Below are 15,580 nucleotides of genomic sequence, written 5' to 3' on the forward strand. Positions count from 1 at the left end.
GCACCCGGATGACGGTGGTCGGTTCGCGCCACGAAGGCGACTGCCCACACCACCGTGTCAGTAGGCTTGCCGCGATGAAACTCGACGGCAACCACGCGTCCATCCGCGAGGCGATCGACGCCGGGCTCCTCGCCGGGGCGGTGACCCTCGTGTGGCACGCCGGTGAGGTCGTTCAGGTCAACGAGTTGGGGCACCGCGACGTGGACGCCGGGCTGCCGATGCAGCGCGACACGATCTTCCGCATCGCCTCGATGACCAAGCCGGTGACGGTCGCGGCCGCGATGAGTCTTCTCGAGGAGGGCCGCTTCGCGCTCACCGACCCGATCGCCACGTGGGTGCCCGAACTCGCCGACATGCAGGTGCTCGTCGACCCGCGGGGTGACCTCGACAAGACCACGCCTGCCCGGCGTCTCATCACGTTCGACGACCTGATGACCCACCGCAGCGGCCTGGCCTATGCCTTCTCGGTGTTGGGTCCGTTGAGCCGCGCCTACGGCCGGATGTCGTTCCGCCAGGATCAGGACCGCTGGCTGGCCGAGCTGGCCGCCCTACCGCTGGTGCACCAGCCCGGCGACCGGCTCACCTACAGCCACGCCACCGACGTGCTCGGGATCGCGATATCGCGAATCGAGAACAAACCGTTGGCCGACATCTTGCGCGAACGGATCTTTGAGCCCTTACAGATGCCCGACACCGGGTTCTCGGTGGGCACGTCGCGACGACACCGCGCCGCGACCATGTACAAGCTCGACCAGAACAACACCCTGCAGCACGACGTGATGGGACCCGCACCGATCACCGATCCGCCGTTCTGCACCGGCGGTGCCGGATTGTGGTCGACGGTCGATGACTACTTGCGCTTTGCGCAAATGCTGTTGGCCGGCGGGACGCTGGACGGTGTCCGGGTGCTGTCAGAGGAGTCCGTGCGGCTCATGCGCACCGACCGATTGACCGACGAGCAGAAGCGCCAGGACTTCCTCGGCGCCCCGTTCTGGGTGGGCCGCGGGTTCGGGCTGAACCTGTCGGTGGTGACCGATCCGGCGAAATCCCGTCCGCTGTTCGGGCCCGGCGGGCTGGGCACGTTCAGCTGGCCCGGTGCGTACGGCACATGGTGGCAGGCCGACCCGTCCGCGGATCTGATCCTGATCTACCTGGTCCAGAACCTGCCCGATCTCAACGTCGACATGGCCGCGATCGCGGGGAACACCTCGCTGGCCAAGCTGCAGAGCGCTCAGCCGAAATTCGTCCGCCGGACCTACCAGGCACTCGACATCTGAGCGTTTAGTCTGGCGGCATGACCCAGCCGACAGTCCTGATCAGTGGCGCCGGGATCGCCGGGCCGTCGTTGGCGTTCTGGTTGACGCGCAACGGATATCGCGTTGTCGTCGTGGAGATCGCACCGGGCGTGCGGCCCGGCGGCCAGACGGTCGATCTGCGCGGCGCCGGCGGTGACGTCGTCGAGCGGATGGGGCTGATCGACCGGATGCGGGCCCGCGCACTCGAACAGCGCGGTGCGGCCTGGGTGCGTTCCGACGGCAGTAGACGTGCCGAGATGCCGGTGACCGCGTTCGACGGCAACGGTCTGGTGTCGAAGTTGGAGATCCTGCGCGGCGATCTGGTCGACGTGCTCTACCAGGCCACCCGCGACTCGGTCGAATACCGTTTCGGACAGCGGATCTCGGAACTTCGCGAAGTCGACGCGGGAATCGAGGCGACGCTGGCCGACGGCACCGTGCTGCACGCCGACCTCGTCGTCGGCGCCGACGGTCCGCATTCGGCGGTGCGCCGCCTGGCCTTCGGCCCCGAGGAACAGTTCGTCAAGCCGATCGGCGGATACAACGCGTGGTTCTCCGCGCCCGACAGCGTCGGACTCGACGGCTGGTACCTGCTCTACCAGGCTCCCGGCGGCCTGAACGCCTCGATGCGGCCCTCCCACGATCCCGCAATCGCTAAGGCCGGCCTGGCTTTTCGATCCGAGCCGATTGAGTACGACCGGCACGACCCCGACCAACAGCGCCGGATCCTCGCCGACCGGTTCGCAGGCGCCGGGTGGGAGTGCGACGCGCTGCTGTCCGCCGCCGACCAAGCCGACGACTTCTACTTCGATTCCTTCGCCCAGATCCACATGCCGTCATGGTCGACGGGACGCGTCACCCTCGTCGGCGATGCCGGATACTGCGCATCGCCGCTGTCGGGCATGGGTACGAGCCTCGCCCTTGTCGGCGCCTATCTTCTCGCGGGTGAACTGGGCCCGGCGAATTCGTTCGAGGCCGACGGTATCGCCGAGGCGCTGGCGCGGTACGAGTCGCGGATGCGCCCCTACGTCGACACCTGCCAGAAGTTGAACAACACCATCGACCGGTACGCACCGATGAAGGAGTCCGACATCGCGGTCAATGCGGCGGTGATGAAGTGGATGCAACGCTGGCCGCTTCGACCGGTGGCCGCGCGGCTGTGGTTCACGACGGCCGATTCGATCGAGCTGCCGGACTATCCGGCCATGGTGGGCAACTGAACTCCACGCTACTGCATGCTGCGCGACAGGACCCGCCCGAACTGCAACAGCCGCTGCATCTGAGCGAGCCCGCCGTTGTCGACGGACTTGTAGTAGCGGAACGACTCGCAGTAGACGTCGGATTCGGTGGCGGACTTCTGCCGTGCACGGGTGATCAGTTGGGTGTACATCCGCAACCTGACCTCCGACAGGCGCCGGGTGCCGTCGTCGAGCACCTCGTACTCGGTAATCAGCACGTGATCGGTGATCGTCGACAACAGGATCGTGCGCACGGAGGCGTTGAGCACGCGACGGTCGCGGTCGGTCGACGACATCTCGTCGTCGGCGCGCCACATGATCAGCCGGTGCCCGTCGGTGAGGACGACCTCCTGCCACAGGGATTGGTCCTCATCGCCCCACGGCTCGTCGATGTAGCCGCGCGACATGATGAACGACTTGATGATCGGCAGGTCCACCACCGACCGCAGTTGGTCGAGCGCGAGTTCGGGATCGCGTAGATACACCCTGGCCGCTTCGTCGACGCTGGAGTACGGCGCCCAGTCCTGCGGTGCGGGCATCGCCTATCCCCCGCTCCCCTCACCCCGCACGGCCGCAGCGGCGGCACGAATCTGTGGCGTCACGAGCATCACCTGACCCAGCACTCCGTTGACGAAACCCGGTGAGTCGTCGGTGGATAACTGTTTGGCGAGTTCGACCGCCTCGTCGACGGCCACTGGTTCGGGGACATCCTCGGCGTGCAGCAGTTCCCATACCGCGACCCGCAGGATCGCGCGATCGACGGCGGGCAGCCTCTCGAGCGTCCAGCCCTGCAGATGGGAGGCGATCAGATCGTCGATATGTGCAGCGTGCTCCGTCACACCACGGGCCACCGTCACCGTGTAGGGGTTGAGCGGCGATACGTCGGACTGGTTCTCGGCCAACGCATTTCGTGCATCGGCCACCTCGGCTGAGGTGAGCCCGCGGGCTTCGGCTTCGAAGAGCAGATCGACGGCGCGCTTGCGTGCCTGATGCCTGCCCCGGTCGCCCTTCCGGTCAGGCATTCACCCGACCCAGGTAGCTGCCGTCGCGCGAATCAATCTTCAGCTTGTCGCCGGTGTTGATGAACAGCGGCACCTGGATCTCGGCACCGGTCTCGACGGTCGCGGGTTTGGTGCCCGCGCTGGAGCGGTCACCCTGAAGGCCCGGCTCGGTGTGGGTCACCTCGAGTTCGACGGTCACGGGCAACTCGAGGTAGAGCGGATTGCCGTCGTGGAAGGCGATCTGCACCGGCATGCTCTCCAGCAGGAACCCAGCGGCGCGGCCGACGAGGGACTCGGGCAGCGGATGCTGCTCGTAGTCCTCGGAATCCATGAACACGAAATCCGAACCGTCGCGGTACAGGTAGGTCGCGACGCGCCGGTCGACCGTCGCGGTCTCGACCTTCACCCCGGCGTTGTAGGTCTTGTCCACGGTCTTGCCCGAGACGACGTTCTTGAGCTTGGTGCGCACGAAGGCCGGTCCCTTGCCCGGTTTGACGTGCTGGAACTCGATGATCTGCCAGAGTTGGCCATCGATCACCAAGACGAGCCCGTTCTTGAAGTCGGCGGTCGTTGCCACGTTGGTAGTACTCCTTGTCAGAGGATGGCCAGTTCCTTGGGGAACCGGGTGAGCAAGTCTGCTGTCTGATGTCGCCGGCTACCCGGCTCCGAAGCGCCGTCCCCGACGACGAGCGTGTCCTCGATGCGGACACCGCCACGGTCGGGCAGATAGACACCGGGCTCCACGGTCACCGCGGAGCCAGCAAGCAGTGTACCGACGGACGCCCCGCTGATTCCTGGCGCTTCGTGGATCTGCAGCCCCACGCCGTGGCCGAGGCCGTGGGTGAAGTTCTCGACGTAGCCGGCATCGGCGATGACCTGCCGCGATGCCGCGTCGACGTCCTTGCACGCGACTCCGGGCGCCAGCGCCTCCCGGCCCGCCTTCTGAGCGGCCGACACCAACGCGTAGATCTCGTGTTGCCAGTCTGCGATCGGCGCGAGCACGAAGGTCCTGGTCATGTCCGAGTGGTAGCCGCTCACCAAGGCACCGAAATCGATCTTGACGAAATCGCCGGCCGCCAGCACGGCATCGGTGGGCCGGTGATGCGGAATCGCCGAGTTAGGTCCGGTCGCCACGATCGTCTCGAACGACGGACCGTCGGCGCCGTGTTCAAGCATCAGCCACTCCAGTTCGCGGGCGACCTCCTTCTCGCTGCGCCCGGCCCGCAGCCCACCCCGGTCGACCAGATCCCGCAGTGCCGCGTCGGCGGCCTCGCACGCCAGCCGCAGCAACGCGACCTCGCCGGCGTCCTTGACTTCGCGCAGCGCTTCGACGGTCCCGGCCGCGCGCACCAGTTCGGTCCGCTCGCCGGCGGCCTTCTCCAGAACTGAAAAAGCATCGACGGTGACCACATGGCTCTCGAAGCCGAGCCGGCGCACGCCGTCGGCGGCGGCACGACCCGCCAGGTGCGGTCCGCACGCCCGCTCGATGACGATCTCGGCGTCGGGCGCCTGCTGCCCTGCCTGCGTGCGATAGCGCCCGTCGGTCGCCAGCACCGGCGTTTCGTCGTCCGTTTTGATCAGCAGCGCGGCGTTGGAGCCGGTGAACCCACTCAGATAGCGCACGTTGACCAGGTCCGATACCAACATGGCATCGATTTCGGATTTGGCCAGCCGCTCGCGCAGCCGGTCCCGGCGCTGTGAAATAGTCACGGTCGATGACGCTACTCGCTAAGGTGAGGCCCCATGAGTAAGTGGTTGCTGCGCGGACTGGTGTTCGCGACCCTGATGGTGATCGTGCGATTGCTGCAGGGCGCGCTGATCAACGCGTGGGAAACCAAGGCCGGATTGATCAGCGTCGTGCTGGTCGTTCTCTTCGCCGTCGCGGTGTTCATCTGGGGGTTCGTCGACGGCCGCGCCGACGCCCGCGCCAACCCGGACCCGGACCGCCGCGGAGACCTGGCAATGATCTGGCTGCTGGCCGGCCTGTTCGCCGGGATCGTCAGCGGCGCGGTGGCCTGGTTCATCTCGATGTTCTACAAGGCGCTCTACGTCGAGGCGCTCGTCAACGAGCTCACCACCTTCGCGGCGTTCACCGCGCTGCTGGTGTTCCTGATGGCGCTCGCCGGGGTGGCCCTCGGCCGCTGGCTCGTCGACCGCAAGGCCGACCAGACCCCGCACCTGCATCGCGCCGGTGAGGACGACCGCGCGGACACCGACGTGTTCGCCGCCGTCAGCCAACCGGGTACTGACGAGACCACCCAGAGCGCGCCCCGCGACGACCGGGTCTAGCTGTAGGCCCAGCGCTCCGTGAACCCGGACGAGTTCTGCACGTCCGACCAATGGAGCGTGTTGTCGTCCGCGTCGTCGAACTCCCAACTGGCGGGGGTCCTCGGCGGCTTCCTGATCACCGCGATCGCCCTGCTGTTCGACAAGAACAGCCGCGAAGGCGTGCACACCCTTGCGCTGTTCTCCTCGGCCGTCCTGGTCCTGATGCTCGACAGCTTCCTGTTCAGCTTGATCACCGGAACCCAGGTGCCCGACGGAGCGCGTCGGGCCACCTGTGCGATCGCCTGGACTCAGGGTGCGGTGTCGACCGGGATGCTGGCCGCGGGGGCGGCAGCGTTGTTCGGCGGGCTCGGTTGGATGCTGGCCAGCCACGCCGTCAACAAGGTGAGCGACCAGGACCCCGCCGACGTGCGCGCGTACTGCTTCCTTGCCGAGCTCGGCGGTTGGCTGACATTCGCGGCCGCGATGACGGCGACACTGATCGTGTCCGAGACCTCGATCGACTACCTGCGCTTCATGTGGGGACACCGGCCCGCGGTGTGGGTCGAGGGCACCATCGTCGTCGCGGCCGCGGCATTCGTCATCGCCGACTTCGTGCTGGTGTACCTGCGCACCCGGACGTTGCGGAAGTCGTTGGCCGACACCGCCGAACCGACGCTCCTCGAGCTTCGGTCGATCAAGTTCGCCACCATCGGCACCGTGGTGCTCGCGATCATCGGGTCCTGGCTCGCGGTCAGCCTGGCCCGCATCCCCGAGGCCTGGCTCACGGCGCCGAACCCCATGATCGTCATCTGCGTGCTGGTGCTCACGCTGGTGCTGCCGACGGTGATCTCGACGGCGATCTGCTACTCGGTGGCCAGCACCGACGAACGAGGTTCCTCACCGAGGCTGGCCAGATACCGCAGGGCCAACAGGTAGCCCTGCACCCCGAGGCCGACGACCACACCGGTGGCCACCGCGCTCAGGTACGAATGATGCCGAAACTCCTCGCGCGCGTGCACGTTTGAGATGTGCACCTCGATCAGCGGCGCGCGCAGTTCGCTGCAGGCGTCGCGCAGGGCGACCGACGTGTGGGTCAGCGCGCCGGCGTTGATGATCACCGGATCCCCCGCGTCGGCGGCCGCATGAATCCAGCCCAGCAGATCGGCCTCATTATCGCTTTGGCGCACAACGGCCTTCAGACCGAGCGCATCGGCTTCGCGGTCGATGAGCGCCACCAGCTCGTCGTGGGTGGTGCCGCCGTAGACGTCCGGTTCGCGCCGGCCCAGCCGACCGAGGTTGGGGCCGTTGAGCACGAGCACGGTCTGGGTCATGACGTCACCGCCCTATTTCTGCGTAGGCCGCCGCCAGGAGCGACGGGTCGGGCCCTTCCAGGCGTCCGGGCTTGCCGAGCCCGTCGAGCACGACGAACCGCAGCACACCGGCGCGGGTCTTCTTGTCACCGGCCATGTTTTCCAGCAACTCGCCGAACGCGTCGGGGTCATAGCTGACCGGGAGCCCGAGCGAGGTCAGCACGGAACGGTGCCGATCGGCGGTTTCGTCGTCTAGCCGCCCCGCGAGCCGGCCGAGCTCGGCGGCGAACACCAGTCCCACCGAGACGGCGGCGCCGTGGCGCCACTGGTAGCGCTCGCGGCGTTCGATCGCGTGGGCCAGGGTGTGGCCGTAGTTCAGGATCTCGCGCAGTTGCGACTCTTTCTCGTCGGCGGCCACCACCTCGGCCTTGACCGCGATCGCGCGGCGGATCAGTTCGGGCAGCACGGCGCCCGTCGGGTCGAGCGCCGCGTCGGGATCGGCCTCGATCAGGTCGAGGATCGTCGGATCGGCAATGAAGCCGGCCTTGACGATCTCGGCCATACCCGCCACGAGTTCGTTGCGCGGCAACGTCTGCAGGGTCGCGAGGTCGACGAGCACGGCGGTCGGCTGGTGGAACGCGCCGACCAGGTTCTTGCCCGCGTCGGTGTTGATGCCGGTCTTACCGCCGACCGCGGCGTCGACCATGCCGAGCAGCGTGGTCGGCACGTGCACGATGTCGATTCCGCGCAGCCAGGTGGCGGCGGCGAATCCGGCGACATCGGTGGCCGCTCCCCCGCCCAGGCTGACGATCGCGTCCTTGCGACCGACCCCAATGCGCCCCAACACTTCCCAGATGAACCCGACGACGGGCAGGTCCTTGCCCTTCTCGGCGTCCGGAATCTCGATGCGGTGTGCGTCGATTCCCTTGTCCGCCAGGGCACTTCGGATGACCTCGGCGGTCTGCGCCAGCGTCGGCTGGTGCAGGATCGCGACCTTGTGCCTGCCCTCGAGCACGCGCACGAGATCGCCGAGCAGTCCGGTGCCGACGATCACCGGGTAGGGAACCTCAACGAGGACGTCTATGGTCACGGGCTCAGTCACGGTTGGCCTTCGGATTGCGGGCGGCGACCGCCGCCGGGGACGGCGGGGCCTCGGTACTGGGTTCGGCGGTCAGCTGCGACGGGCCCCTGCGCCACGGCGAGCGGCGCCTGCGTCGCGAGGAGTGGGTGGTCTCGGGGTTCTCGAGGCGGGCCACGATGTAGCGCACCACGGCGCCGGGGTTGCGCCGGTTGGTGTTGACCCGAAGCGTCGCCACCTCGCGATACAGCGGAACCCGTTCGGACATCAGCGTTTTGAACTTCTCGCTGCGGTCACCGCCTTCGAGCAGTGGACGCACGGTACTTCCGCCGGTCCGGCGAACCCCCTCTGCGGCGCTGATCTCCAGATAGATGACCGTGTGACCGGCCAGTGCCTCGCGCACGCCGGGTGTGGTCACCGCGCCGCCGCCCAGCGACAGCACACCGTCGTGGGTCTGCAGTGCCGAGCGGATGACCTCTTCCTCGATCCGGCGGAACTCCTGCTCGCCGTCGGTGGCGAAGATGTCGGCGATCGTGCGGCCCGTGGTCTCCTCGATCGCGGCGTCGGTGTCGAGCATTGAGAGGTCGAGCGCCTTGGCCAGCCGCCGCCCGATGGTGGACTTACCCGAGCCGGGCAATCCGACCAGCACTGCTCGGGGCGTCATCAGCCCGAAGCCTGGACCCGTTGCGGAGAGGGCTCACGTTCGGCCACCCAGCGCAGGTAGTTGTCGATGTTGGCGCGCGTCTCGGTCAACGAGTCACCGCCGAACTTCTGCAGCGCCGCGCGCGCCAGGACCAGCGCCACCATGGTCTCGACGACCACGCCCGCGGCGGGCACCGCGCACACGTCGGAGCGCTGGTGGATCGCGACGGCCTCTTCACCGGTGGCCATGTCGACGGTGGCCAGGGCGCGCGGCACCGTGGAGATCGGCTTCATCGCGGCGCGCACCCGCAGCGGCTGGCCGTTGGTCATGCCGCCTTCCAGCCCGCCCGCGCGGTTGGTCGAGCGCATGACACCGTCCGGACCGGGATACATCTCGTCGTGGGCGGCGCTGCCGCGGCGGCGCGCGGTCGTGAAGCCGTCGCCGATTTCGACGCCCTTGATCGCCTGGATGCCCATCACGGCGGCGGCGAGTTGGCTGTCCAGCCGGTTGTCGCCGCTGGTGAATGAGCCCAGCCCGACCGGAAGACCGTTGGCCACCACCTCGACGACGCCGCCCAGCGTGTCGCCGTCCTTCTTGGCCGCCTCGATCTCGTCGATCATCGACTTCTCGGCGTCCTTGTCGTACGCGCGCACCGGGCTGGCGTCGATCGCCGCGAGGTCGGCGGCTTGGGGCGGCGGGCCGTCGTAGGGGTCGGACGCCCCGATCGAGATGACATGGGACACCACCTCGACGCCGAGGGCCTCCTTGAGGAATGCGCGGGCGATGGTGCCCGCGGCGACGCGGGCCGCGGTCTCGCGCGCGCTGGCACGCTCCAGCACCGGGCGGGCGTCGTCGAAGCCGTACTTGAGCATGCCCGCGTAGTCGGCGTGCCCGGGCCGGGGCCGCGTCAACGGCGCGTTGCGCGCGCTCTCGGCCAGCTCGGCGGGGTCGACCGGATCCGGGGCCATCACCGTCTCCCACTTCGGCCACTCGGTGTTGCCGATCTCGACCGCGATCGGGCCGCCAAGCGTGACGCCGTGTCGAACCCCCGCCAGCATCGTGACCTGGTCCTGCTCGAACTTCATCCGGGCGCCGCGGCCGTACCCGAGACGTCGACGCGCCAGTTGTCCAGCGATGTCGTCCGAGGTGACATGCACGCCGGCGACCATGCCTTCGACCACGGCCACCAGGGCGCGGCCGTGTGATTCACCAGCAGTGGTCCATCGCAACACGCGTCCCATCTTCCCACGTCGGCCGTCTGACCCCGAATCAGGCGATGACCAGGCCGTCGAGAACGCGGGCGAGTTCGGCCGCGGCCTGACGGTGCGCGGCCTTCTGAGCGGTCGAGCGCGCGACGATCATGGCCGCCTCGCAGATGGCTCCGAACAGGAAGTGCGCCAGCGGCCCGGGCGTGCGCTTGGCGATCCGCCCCGCGTCGACCGCACGAGCGATGGCCGCCTCCATCATGTCGAGCAACGGGGTCTCCAGGCGCCGCATCTGCTCCCAGCCCAGCGCGGTGAACGCGTCGAGCAGCACGATCCGTTGCACCCCCGGGTCGAGGCACTCGTCGAGGAACGCCCGGCAGCCGGCCCCGAACGCGTCCCACGGATCCTTCTTCCGCGCGTACGCACGCTGATAGGTCTCGGCCAGTGGCACCGCCATCCGCTCGACCTCGCGCGTGAAGACCGCCTCGAACAGCCCGCGCTTGCCGTCGAAGTGGTGGTAGACGGCGCCCTTGGTCACCCGCGCCCGGGCCGCGACGGCGTCGAGCGAGGTGGTTTCGTATCCGTTCTCGGCGAACAACGCGCGCGCCGCGTCGATAAGCGCGGCGGTGGTCGCCTCGGTGCGTTCGGCCTGGGTGAGTCGCGTTGCGGGCATACCTCGAGTATGCAAGTGTCGTGCGGTCGGGGGTGGGAGCTTCCATGACCTCCGAGGTAATCGACTCGGCGAACCCCGTCCGCGAGAATCAGTGCGATGACGTCCGAGAAGCCGCCGATCCTGTTCCTGCATTCGATTTTCGGAACTCCCGAGCTGTACAAGCCGTGGCTGGAGTTCTTCCGCGCCACGGGGTACGAGTGTCGTGCCGCGACGATGCCCGGCCGCAACCCGACGGATCGGGAGGTGTTGTCGGCGAGCGGGGTGGCGGAGTTCTTCGAGGCGGCGCTGGCGGCGTACGACAGCCTGGACGCCCCGGCGGTGGTGGTCGGCCACAGCATCGGCGGGCTATTGGGCCAGAAACTGGCCGCAGTGCGCGACGTGCGCGCGCTGGTGCTACTGGCGTCGATTCCGGCCGGGGTTTTGTGGCCGCAGCTGCGGTCTTTGCCGCACCTGGTGCCGATCCTGCCGGCGGTGCTGGCAGGCCGGCCGGTGCTGCCGAATGCGCGCACGATGCGGGCGGTCCCGTTGAGCACGCTGCCGACGGCCGAGCAGGATGAGCTGGTACCGAAGCTGGTGCCCGACTCGGGCAAGGCGTTTCGCGCGTTGACGTTGGGAACGCCGTCGGTGCGGGCGAACAGGCATTCGGTGAGGTGTCCCGTGCTCGTGGTCAGCGGCGGTTCGGATCGCAATGTCGCGCCGTGGATTTCGCGACGGATCGCAAAGCGGTACGGCGCCGAGCATCAAATGCATCCGGACATGCCGCACTGGATCGTCGCGGAGTCGGGCCTGCAGCAGGTAGCGCCGCCGGTGCTTCAGTGGCTGGAGCGAGTGCTCGCGAGCGGCCACGAATGCGAGCTCGCCGCCGAGTAATCGTGCTCGCTCCGCGGGCCTTGCCGGGCCAGTCCCGGGCATGTCAGAGCGGAGCTGTACCCATCTCGTCTGAATCAGTTGCAGCTCAGCAATTCCACTGTGGCTCGAACAACCCACTCTCTTCGGGAGTGCGCGGTTTGTCGTTGGCGGCCAGCCAAAGTTCAGAGCACTTGATAAATGCGGTAGTCGACGTGGTCGGGCGAGAGGATGTTGTAGCCCACCGCGACGATTCCGCCGAGCCATGCATACCGCTCGTCGACGGTGGCGAATCTCGGCGTGGTCCGCACGTAGGTCTCGTCGAAACCGAGTACCTCCCCGCGTGCCAGCCGGTCGAGGCCGTCGGCGGGAACGTTGACGATACCCGCGCTCTCGAAGTGGATGAGCACGCCGTCGTGCGTGCGCAAGGTCGCGCGGACGTCGACCCTGCCGCATCCGTCGTCACCGACGAGCAGCCAGTCACCACCCCCGGGTAGTACCTCGCCGCGCAGCCGCGGCCCGTTCACGCCCCCGCCTTTGGTGACGAACGTCAGCCGCATGCCGGTTGCGGTCGGAACCGGTTGTGCCGGAAGCAGATCAACGCTGACGTCGAAGAGGTGCTCCACGGGCAGCGCGTCGATGAGTGGCAGTTGGTCGATCGCTGCTGCCGCAGTCACGAACGGCCTCCGCTCATCGACGCGACCATCTGCGCGGAGTCGATGAACGAGTCCTTGCGGGCGACCAGTCCGTCGGGTGAGACGACGACAACGTCGAGGCAGTCGAATCGCACGTCACCGGAGATCAACACCCAGTCGAGCACCCAGTGGGCACTGCCGTAGAGGACGCGCTTGACCTCGAAGGCGAAGTCGGGGAATTGCCGGAAGACACCGGCGAACGCCTCCCGCGCGGCGTCGCGGCCGACCGCGGGCTCGATGTCCACATGGGTCCAGAACCGGGTGTCCGCGGTGTGCAGGTCGGCGATCGCGTCGGGGTCGCGATCGGCCCATGCGGCGAAATACCGCTCCGAGATGGCTTTCAGGTCAAGGTCGAAATTTTGCATACTCATAGTATGTACTAACATACTCTGAGTATGCAACTGCAGTTGTTCTGAATCCAACACAGTCGTTACGCGGGCGAAACACCGCGACCGCACAGTTCTTCCATGGATTCAAGATCAGCATTGACGGTGAGCATCGGTGTGCTCGGCGGACTCGCGGTGGCCTTGACCGCGGAAGTGATCACGGTCCCGATCTGGGTGGTCTTCCTGACGTGGGCTTCCTTCTTCTTCGTCGGTGGCGGAATCGGCGGATGGGTGCGGTCGCTGGCGAGCAATCTGGCCGGCGTCCTGATCGCGGCGGCGAGCCTGTATGCGGGCCACCTGTTGGGCGGCAGCCTGTTGGCGGTCGCGGTGGCCGTCGGGATCGGCAGCGCGGTGATGGTGCAGGCGTCCTGGCTATCGCTGCTCTCGACGACGCCCGCGGTGGTGGTGGGTTTCGCGAGCACGGTGTCCACGGTGGCCGGGACGGGCAACGCGATCACCGTGACGTCGATATCGCATCCGGGCCTGGTCGCCGCGATGGCGTGTGTGCTCGGGGCCTCGTTCGGTTTGTTGAGCGAGTACGTCGCGAAGGTGTTGACCCGCGAGCCCGAAACGCACCACGCGAGTCCGGAAATTGCACCGACGACGGAAGGCAGCCCCGCGTAATGAAACTGCAGCACTACCTCGGCGGCCTGGAGGGGCTGCCGGCACCGCTCAACCTCGAGAAGCGAGTCTTCGTCGAGGAGTGGGAGAAGCGGATCTTTGGTATCCACGTCGCGATGATGGGGTTGTCGAACCACCTCGGTTCGTCGCTTCCGCGGTATCCGATCGACGAGGTGCCGACCGCGTTCAAGGACGAGTGGACGTGGGCCGACCTGCGCACCGGCGCCGAAGCGATGAACCCGTTCGACTACTTCAAGTTCCGCTACTACGAGAAGTGGCTGGGCGGCATCACGCAGTTCTTCATCGATAAGGGCTACGTGACCGAAGACGAATTGGCCGCGCGTAAAGAGGAATTGGCCGCTGAAGCCGCCCCTGCCGTCGGCGATCAGGTACCGGCGATCGACGACCAGGTCGTCGACTACCTACGTCGGGGCGACAGTCCCCGCCGCGACGTCGCTCACCCGAAGTTCGCCGTCGGCGACTCCGTGCGCATCACCAACGTCCCCGCTGCCGCCCACACCCGCCTGCCCGGCTATCTGCGTGGCCGCGTGGGCACCGTGGAGCGGATCTTCGAGGGCGACTACGCGTACTTCACCCACACCGGCGACGGCATCGGTGACCCGATGCCGATCTACATCGTCGCGTTCGACCCGCAGGATCTGTTCGGTGAGCGCGCCGAGAACGGTCCGCTGACCATCTACGCCGAGCTGTTCGAGGCCTACCTGGAAGGAGCGTGATGAGCGACCAGTTCTACCACCCGGAGGATCGCGAGCTGTCCAGCGCCGCCAAAGTCGCTGCGCTGGAATCTCTTCTGATCGAGAAGGGCGTGATCACAAACCAAACCGTGGACAAGGTGTTGTCGTACTTCAAATCAGAGATGACACCGCTGAACGGACGCAAGATCGTCGTGAAGGCATGGACCGACCCGGATTTCGCGGCTCGCGTCGTGGTCGACACCCCTGCGGCCATCGCCGAACTCGAGCTGCCCGAGGGTATGGCCGGCGCCGAGGGTGAGCATCTGCAGGCCGTCGCCAACTCCCCCGGTGTGCACAATCTGGTCATCTGCACGTTGTGTTCGTGCTTCCCCTGGCCCGTGCTGGGTCTGCCGCCGTACTGGTACAAGGACCCGGTGTTCCGTGCTCGCGCAGCGCGCGAACCACGCACGGTGCTCGCCGAGATCGGCGTCGAACTGCCCGAGGACACCGAGATCAAGGTCTGGGACAGCAGCGGACACTCACGGTGGTTCGTCATTCCCGAACGTCCTTCCGGCACAGAACAATTCACTGACGAGGAGCTGATGGAACTGGTCACCACCGAATCGATGATGGGCGTGGCCCTGGCGGGGCCGGTCTCATGAACCTGCACGAGACCTGCACCACCGACCAGGCGGCCCCGCAGTTCGACCACGACTGGCAGCGGCGGGCGTTCGGTCTGGCACTGGCCCTGTCGGAATTCCGCCACTTCGATTGGAGTGACTTCCAGCAGAGCCTGATAGATACGATCGGGCGGTGGGAGGAGACCCCGGAAACCGACCGCGGCGACTGGCAGTATTACGACCACTGGGTCAGCGCCCTGGAGAGGGTGATTCACGACCACCATCTGCTGACCGCGCCCGCCCGGATGACCGGAGACAGCCATGACTGAGGCGACCGCCACCCGCATCGACGTCAGCGGACTGGCCGCCACCGCGTGGCTGACCGGTACGGCGTTCCTGGCATTGATGGTGCTGTATCTCGTCGGGCTCGACCAGGGCGCGACGTCGGTCTTCGGCTCCGACACCCACATCCACGAGTTCGTGCACGACGCCCGCCATCTGCTCGGGTTCCCCTGCCACTAGTACACCGCGAGCCCGGTCGCCGTCGCCGCGGCCAGACACATCGACAGGCCGTGTGGGACAGTACTTTCCCTGCGGCATATCACGGCGACAACGGCCCACGTCGCCGTCACCAGCGGTGCGGTAAGCGCGGACAGGGCCCACACGTCGACGCCCAATGAACCGGTCAGGGCTCCGAGACCGATAGCGAGTTTGACGTCGCCGGCGCCCATCGCCGCGGGCGCGAGCAGGTGCACCGTCACGTACACGAGAAACAGCGCCGAGGCGCCGATCAAGGCCGCACCACCGCGCCCCGCCGCGAACGCGGCCGCAACGATCACCAGCGCACCCGGCAGGGTCAGCCAGTTGGGCAGCCGACGCGCCGTGACGTCGAACACGCTCAGCGCCACCAGCCACGCCAGCACGGCGGCGCAGGCCACCACTTCCCCCATCTACGAAAGGCTAACGCCCGCCCGGAGCACGCTTGGTCACCGATTTCTGCGCCAGG

The 15,580-nt window shown here is 67.4% G+C and carries 21 protein-coding genes and 1 pseudogene; 10 read left to right on the top strand and 12 right to left on the bottom strand.

All coding sequences use genetic code 11. From position 1 onward, the window contains the following. The first annotated feature begins 74 nt into the window (after positions 1-74). Positions 75-1,277, top strand: a complete 1,203-nt coding sequence (locus A5759_RS10635; protein WP_068198239.1) for a serine hydrolase — start codon at positions 75-77, stop codon at positions 1,275-1,277. Positions 1,278-1,294: 17 nt separating this feature from the next. Beyond that, positions 1,295-2,515: an FAD-dependent monooxygenase gene (locus A5759_RS10640; protein ID WP_068197217.1), complete on the top strand. Its 1,221-nt coding sequence runs from the start codon at positions 1,295-1,297 to the stop codon at positions 2,513-2,515. A gap of 8 nt (positions 2,516-2,523) precedes the next feature. On the opposite strand, the gene A5759_RS10645 is transcribed toward A5759_RS10640, so the two are convergent. Genes A5759_RS10645 through A5759_RS10660 form a run of 4 tightly spaced genes read right to left on the bottom strand, consistent with a single transcriptional unit; the run spans position 2,524 to position 5,244 of the window. Further along, positions 2,524-3,072 (bottom strand): hypothetical protein, encoded by a 549-nt coding sequence (locus A5759_RS10645; RefSeq protein ID WP_068197220.1) that lies wholly within the window; start codon positions 3,070-3,072, stop codon positions 2,524-2,526. A gap of 3 nt (positions 3,073-3,075) precedes the next feature. Continuing rightward, positions 3,076-3,555, bottom strand: a complete 480-nt coding sequence (gene nusB, locus A5759_RS10650; protein WP_064395436.1) for a transcription antitermination factor NusB — start codon at positions 3,553-3,555, stop codon at positions 3,076-3,078. Continuing rightward, a complete protein-coding gene (efp, locus tag A5759_RS10655; protein WP_068197223.1) occupies positions 3,548-4,111 on the bottom strand; it encodes an elongation factor P in 564 nt (187 codons plus the stop codon). Before efp ends, nusB begins: the two co-directional genes overlap by 8 nt. A 17-nt stretch (positions 4,112-4,128) precedes the next feature. Then, positions 4,129-5,244, bottom strand: coding sequence for a Xaa-Pro peptidase family protein (locus tag A5759_RS10660; protein WP_068197226.1), 1,116 nt, complete (start codon positions 5,242-5,244; stop codon positions 4,129-4,131). A 33-nt stretch (positions 5,245-5,277) separates the two neighbouring features. Between A5759_RS10660 and A5759_RS10665 the strand changes: the two genes are divergently transcribed. Together A5759_RS10665 and A5759_RS10670 are read left to right on the top strand one after the other, a co-directional pair. Next, a complete protein-coding gene (locus A5759_RS10665; protein WP_068197228.1) occupies positions 5,278-5,823 on the top strand; it encodes a B-4DMT family transporter in 546 nt (181 codons plus the stop codon). A gap of 18 nt (positions 5,824-5,841) precedes the next feature. After that, the gene (locus tag A5759_RS10670; RefSeq protein ID WP_068197231.1) at positions 5,842-6,738 is read left to right on the top strand and encodes a hypothetical protein; all 897 of its coding nucleotides are present in this window, start codon (positions 5,842-5,844) and stop codon (positions 6,736-6,738) included. On the opposite strand, the gene aroQ is transcribed toward A5759_RS10670, so the two are convergent. The 5 genes and pseudogenes from aroQ to A5759_RS10695 all read right to left on the bottom strand — a co-directional run bounded on the left by aroQ (position 6,666) and on the right by A5759_RS10695 (position 10,711). Then, positions 6,666-7,133 (bottom strand): type II 3-dehydroquinate dehydratase, encoded by a 468-nt coding sequence (gene aroQ / locus A5759_RS10675; protein WP_068197234.1) that lies wholly within the window; start codon positions 7,131-7,133, stop codon positions 6,666-6,668. The genes A5759_RS10670 and aroQ overlap by 73 nt on opposite strands. A 4-nt stretch (positions 7,134-7,137) precedes the next feature. Further along, entirely contained in the window at positions 7,138-8,214 is a 1,077-nt protein-coding gene (aroB, locus tag A5759_RS10680) for a 3-dehydroquinate synthase (protein WP_068197236.1), read from the bottom strand. 115 nt (positions 8,215-8,329) lie between these two features. Continuing rightward, positions 8,330-8,854: pseudogene (locus tag A5759_RS10685) on the bottom strand (shikimate kinase); the annotation flags it as partial. Further along, the gene (gene aroC, locus A5759_RS10690) at positions 8,854-10,065 is read right to left on the bottom strand and encodes a chorismate synthase (RefSeq protein ID WP_066841514.1); all 1,212 of its coding nucleotides are present in this window, start codon (positions 10,063-10,065) and stop codon (positions 8,854-8,856) included. The pseudogene A5759_RS10685 and the gene aroC, both read right to left, overlap by 1 nt. A 37-nt stretch (positions 10,066-10,102) precedes the next feature. Further along, positions 10,103-10,711 (bottom strand): TetR/AcrR family transcriptional regulator, encoded by a 609-nt coding sequence (locus A5759_RS10695; RefSeq protein ID WP_068197243.1) that lies wholly within the window; start codon positions 10,709-10,711, stop codon positions 10,103-10,105. 96 nt (positions 10,712-10,807) lie between these two features. Between A5759_RS10695 and A5759_RS10700 the strand changes: the two genes are divergently transcribed. Further along, positions 10,808-11,581, top strand: coding sequence for an alpha/beta hydrolase (locus A5759_RS10700; protein WP_068197247.1), 774 nt, complete (start codon positions 10,808-10,810; stop codon positions 11,579-11,581). Between the two features lie 161 nt (positions 11,582-11,742). Here the strand turns inward: A5759_RS10700 and A5759_RS10705 are convergent, their stop codons facing one another. Both A5759_RS10705 and A5759_RS10710 read right to left on the bottom strand, forming a co-directional pair. Next, positions 11,743-12,234: a DUF3237 domain-containing protein gene (locus A5759_RS10705; protein ID WP_068197250.1), complete on the bottom strand. Its 492-nt coding sequence runs from the start codon at positions 12,232-12,234 to the stop codon at positions 11,743-11,745. Continuing rightward, entirely contained in the window at positions 12,231-12,617 is a 387-nt protein-coding gene (locus A5759_RS10710; RefSeq protein ID WP_156616887.1) for a nuclear transport factor 2 family protein, read from the bottom strand. Before A5759_RS10710 ends, A5759_RS10705 begins: the two co-directional genes overlap by 4 nt. A gap of 102 nt (positions 12,618-12,719) precedes the next feature. Between A5759_RS10710 and A5759_RS10715 the strand changes: the two genes are divergently transcribed. Genes A5759_RS10715 through A5759_RS10735 form a run of 5 tightly spaced genes read left to right on the top strand, consistent with a single transcriptional unit; the run spans position 12,720 to position 15,096 of the window. After that, complete coding sequence (locus A5759_RS10715; RefSeq protein ID WP_068197255.1) at positions 12,720-13,262, top strand: DUF1097 domain-containing protein; 543 nt, start codon at positions 12,720-12,722, stop codon at positions 13,260-13,262. Further along, positions 13,262-13,996 (top strand): nitrile hydratase subunit beta, encoded by a 735-nt coding sequence (gene nthB / locus A5759_RS10720; protein WP_068197257.1) that lies wholly within the window; start codon positions 13,262-13,264, stop codon positions 13,994-13,996. The genes A5759_RS10715 and nthB overlap by 1 nt, the downstream gene beginning before the upstream one ends. After that, complete coding sequence (gene nthA, locus A5759_RS10725; protein ID WP_068197260.1) at positions 13,996-14,616, top strand: nitrile hydratase subunit alpha; 621 nt, start codon at positions 13,996-13,998, stop codon at positions 14,614-14,616. Before nthB ends, nthA begins: the two co-directional genes overlap by 1 nt. Beyond that, the gene (locus tag A5759_RS10730) at positions 14,613-14,903 is read left to right on the top strand and encodes a nitrile hydratase accessory protein (RefSeq protein WP_068197262.1); all 291 of its coding nucleotides are present in this window, start codon (positions 14,613-14,615) and stop codon (positions 14,901-14,903) included. The genes nthA and A5759_RS10730 overlap by 4 nt, the downstream gene beginning before the upstream one ends. Beyond that, on the top strand, positions 14,896-15,096 hold the full coding sequence (locus A5759_RS10735; protein ID WP_068197265.1) for a CbtB-domain containing protein: 201 nt from the start codon (positions 14,896-14,898) through the stop codon (positions 15,094-15,096). The genes A5759_RS10730 and A5759_RS10735 overlap by 8 nt, the downstream gene beginning before the upstream one ends. Here A5759_RS10735 and A5759_RS10740 read toward each other — a convergent pair. After that, positions 15,093-15,524 (bottom strand): A24 family peptidase, encoded by a 432-nt coding sequence (locus tag A5759_RS10740; RefSeq protein ID WP_068197268.1) that lies wholly within the window; start codon positions 15,522-15,524, stop codon positions 15,093-15,095. The genes A5759_RS10735 and A5759_RS10740 overlap by 4 nt on opposite strands. Positions 15,525-15,580: the final 56 nt, after the last annotated feature.

Origin of the sequence: Mycobacterium sp. 852014-52144_SCH5372336 (genome assembly GCF_001665615.1) — a bacterium.
Classification (GTDB): Bacteria; Actinomycetota; Actinomycetes; order Mycobacteriales; family Mycobacteriaceae; genus Mycobacterium; species Mycobacterium neumannii_A.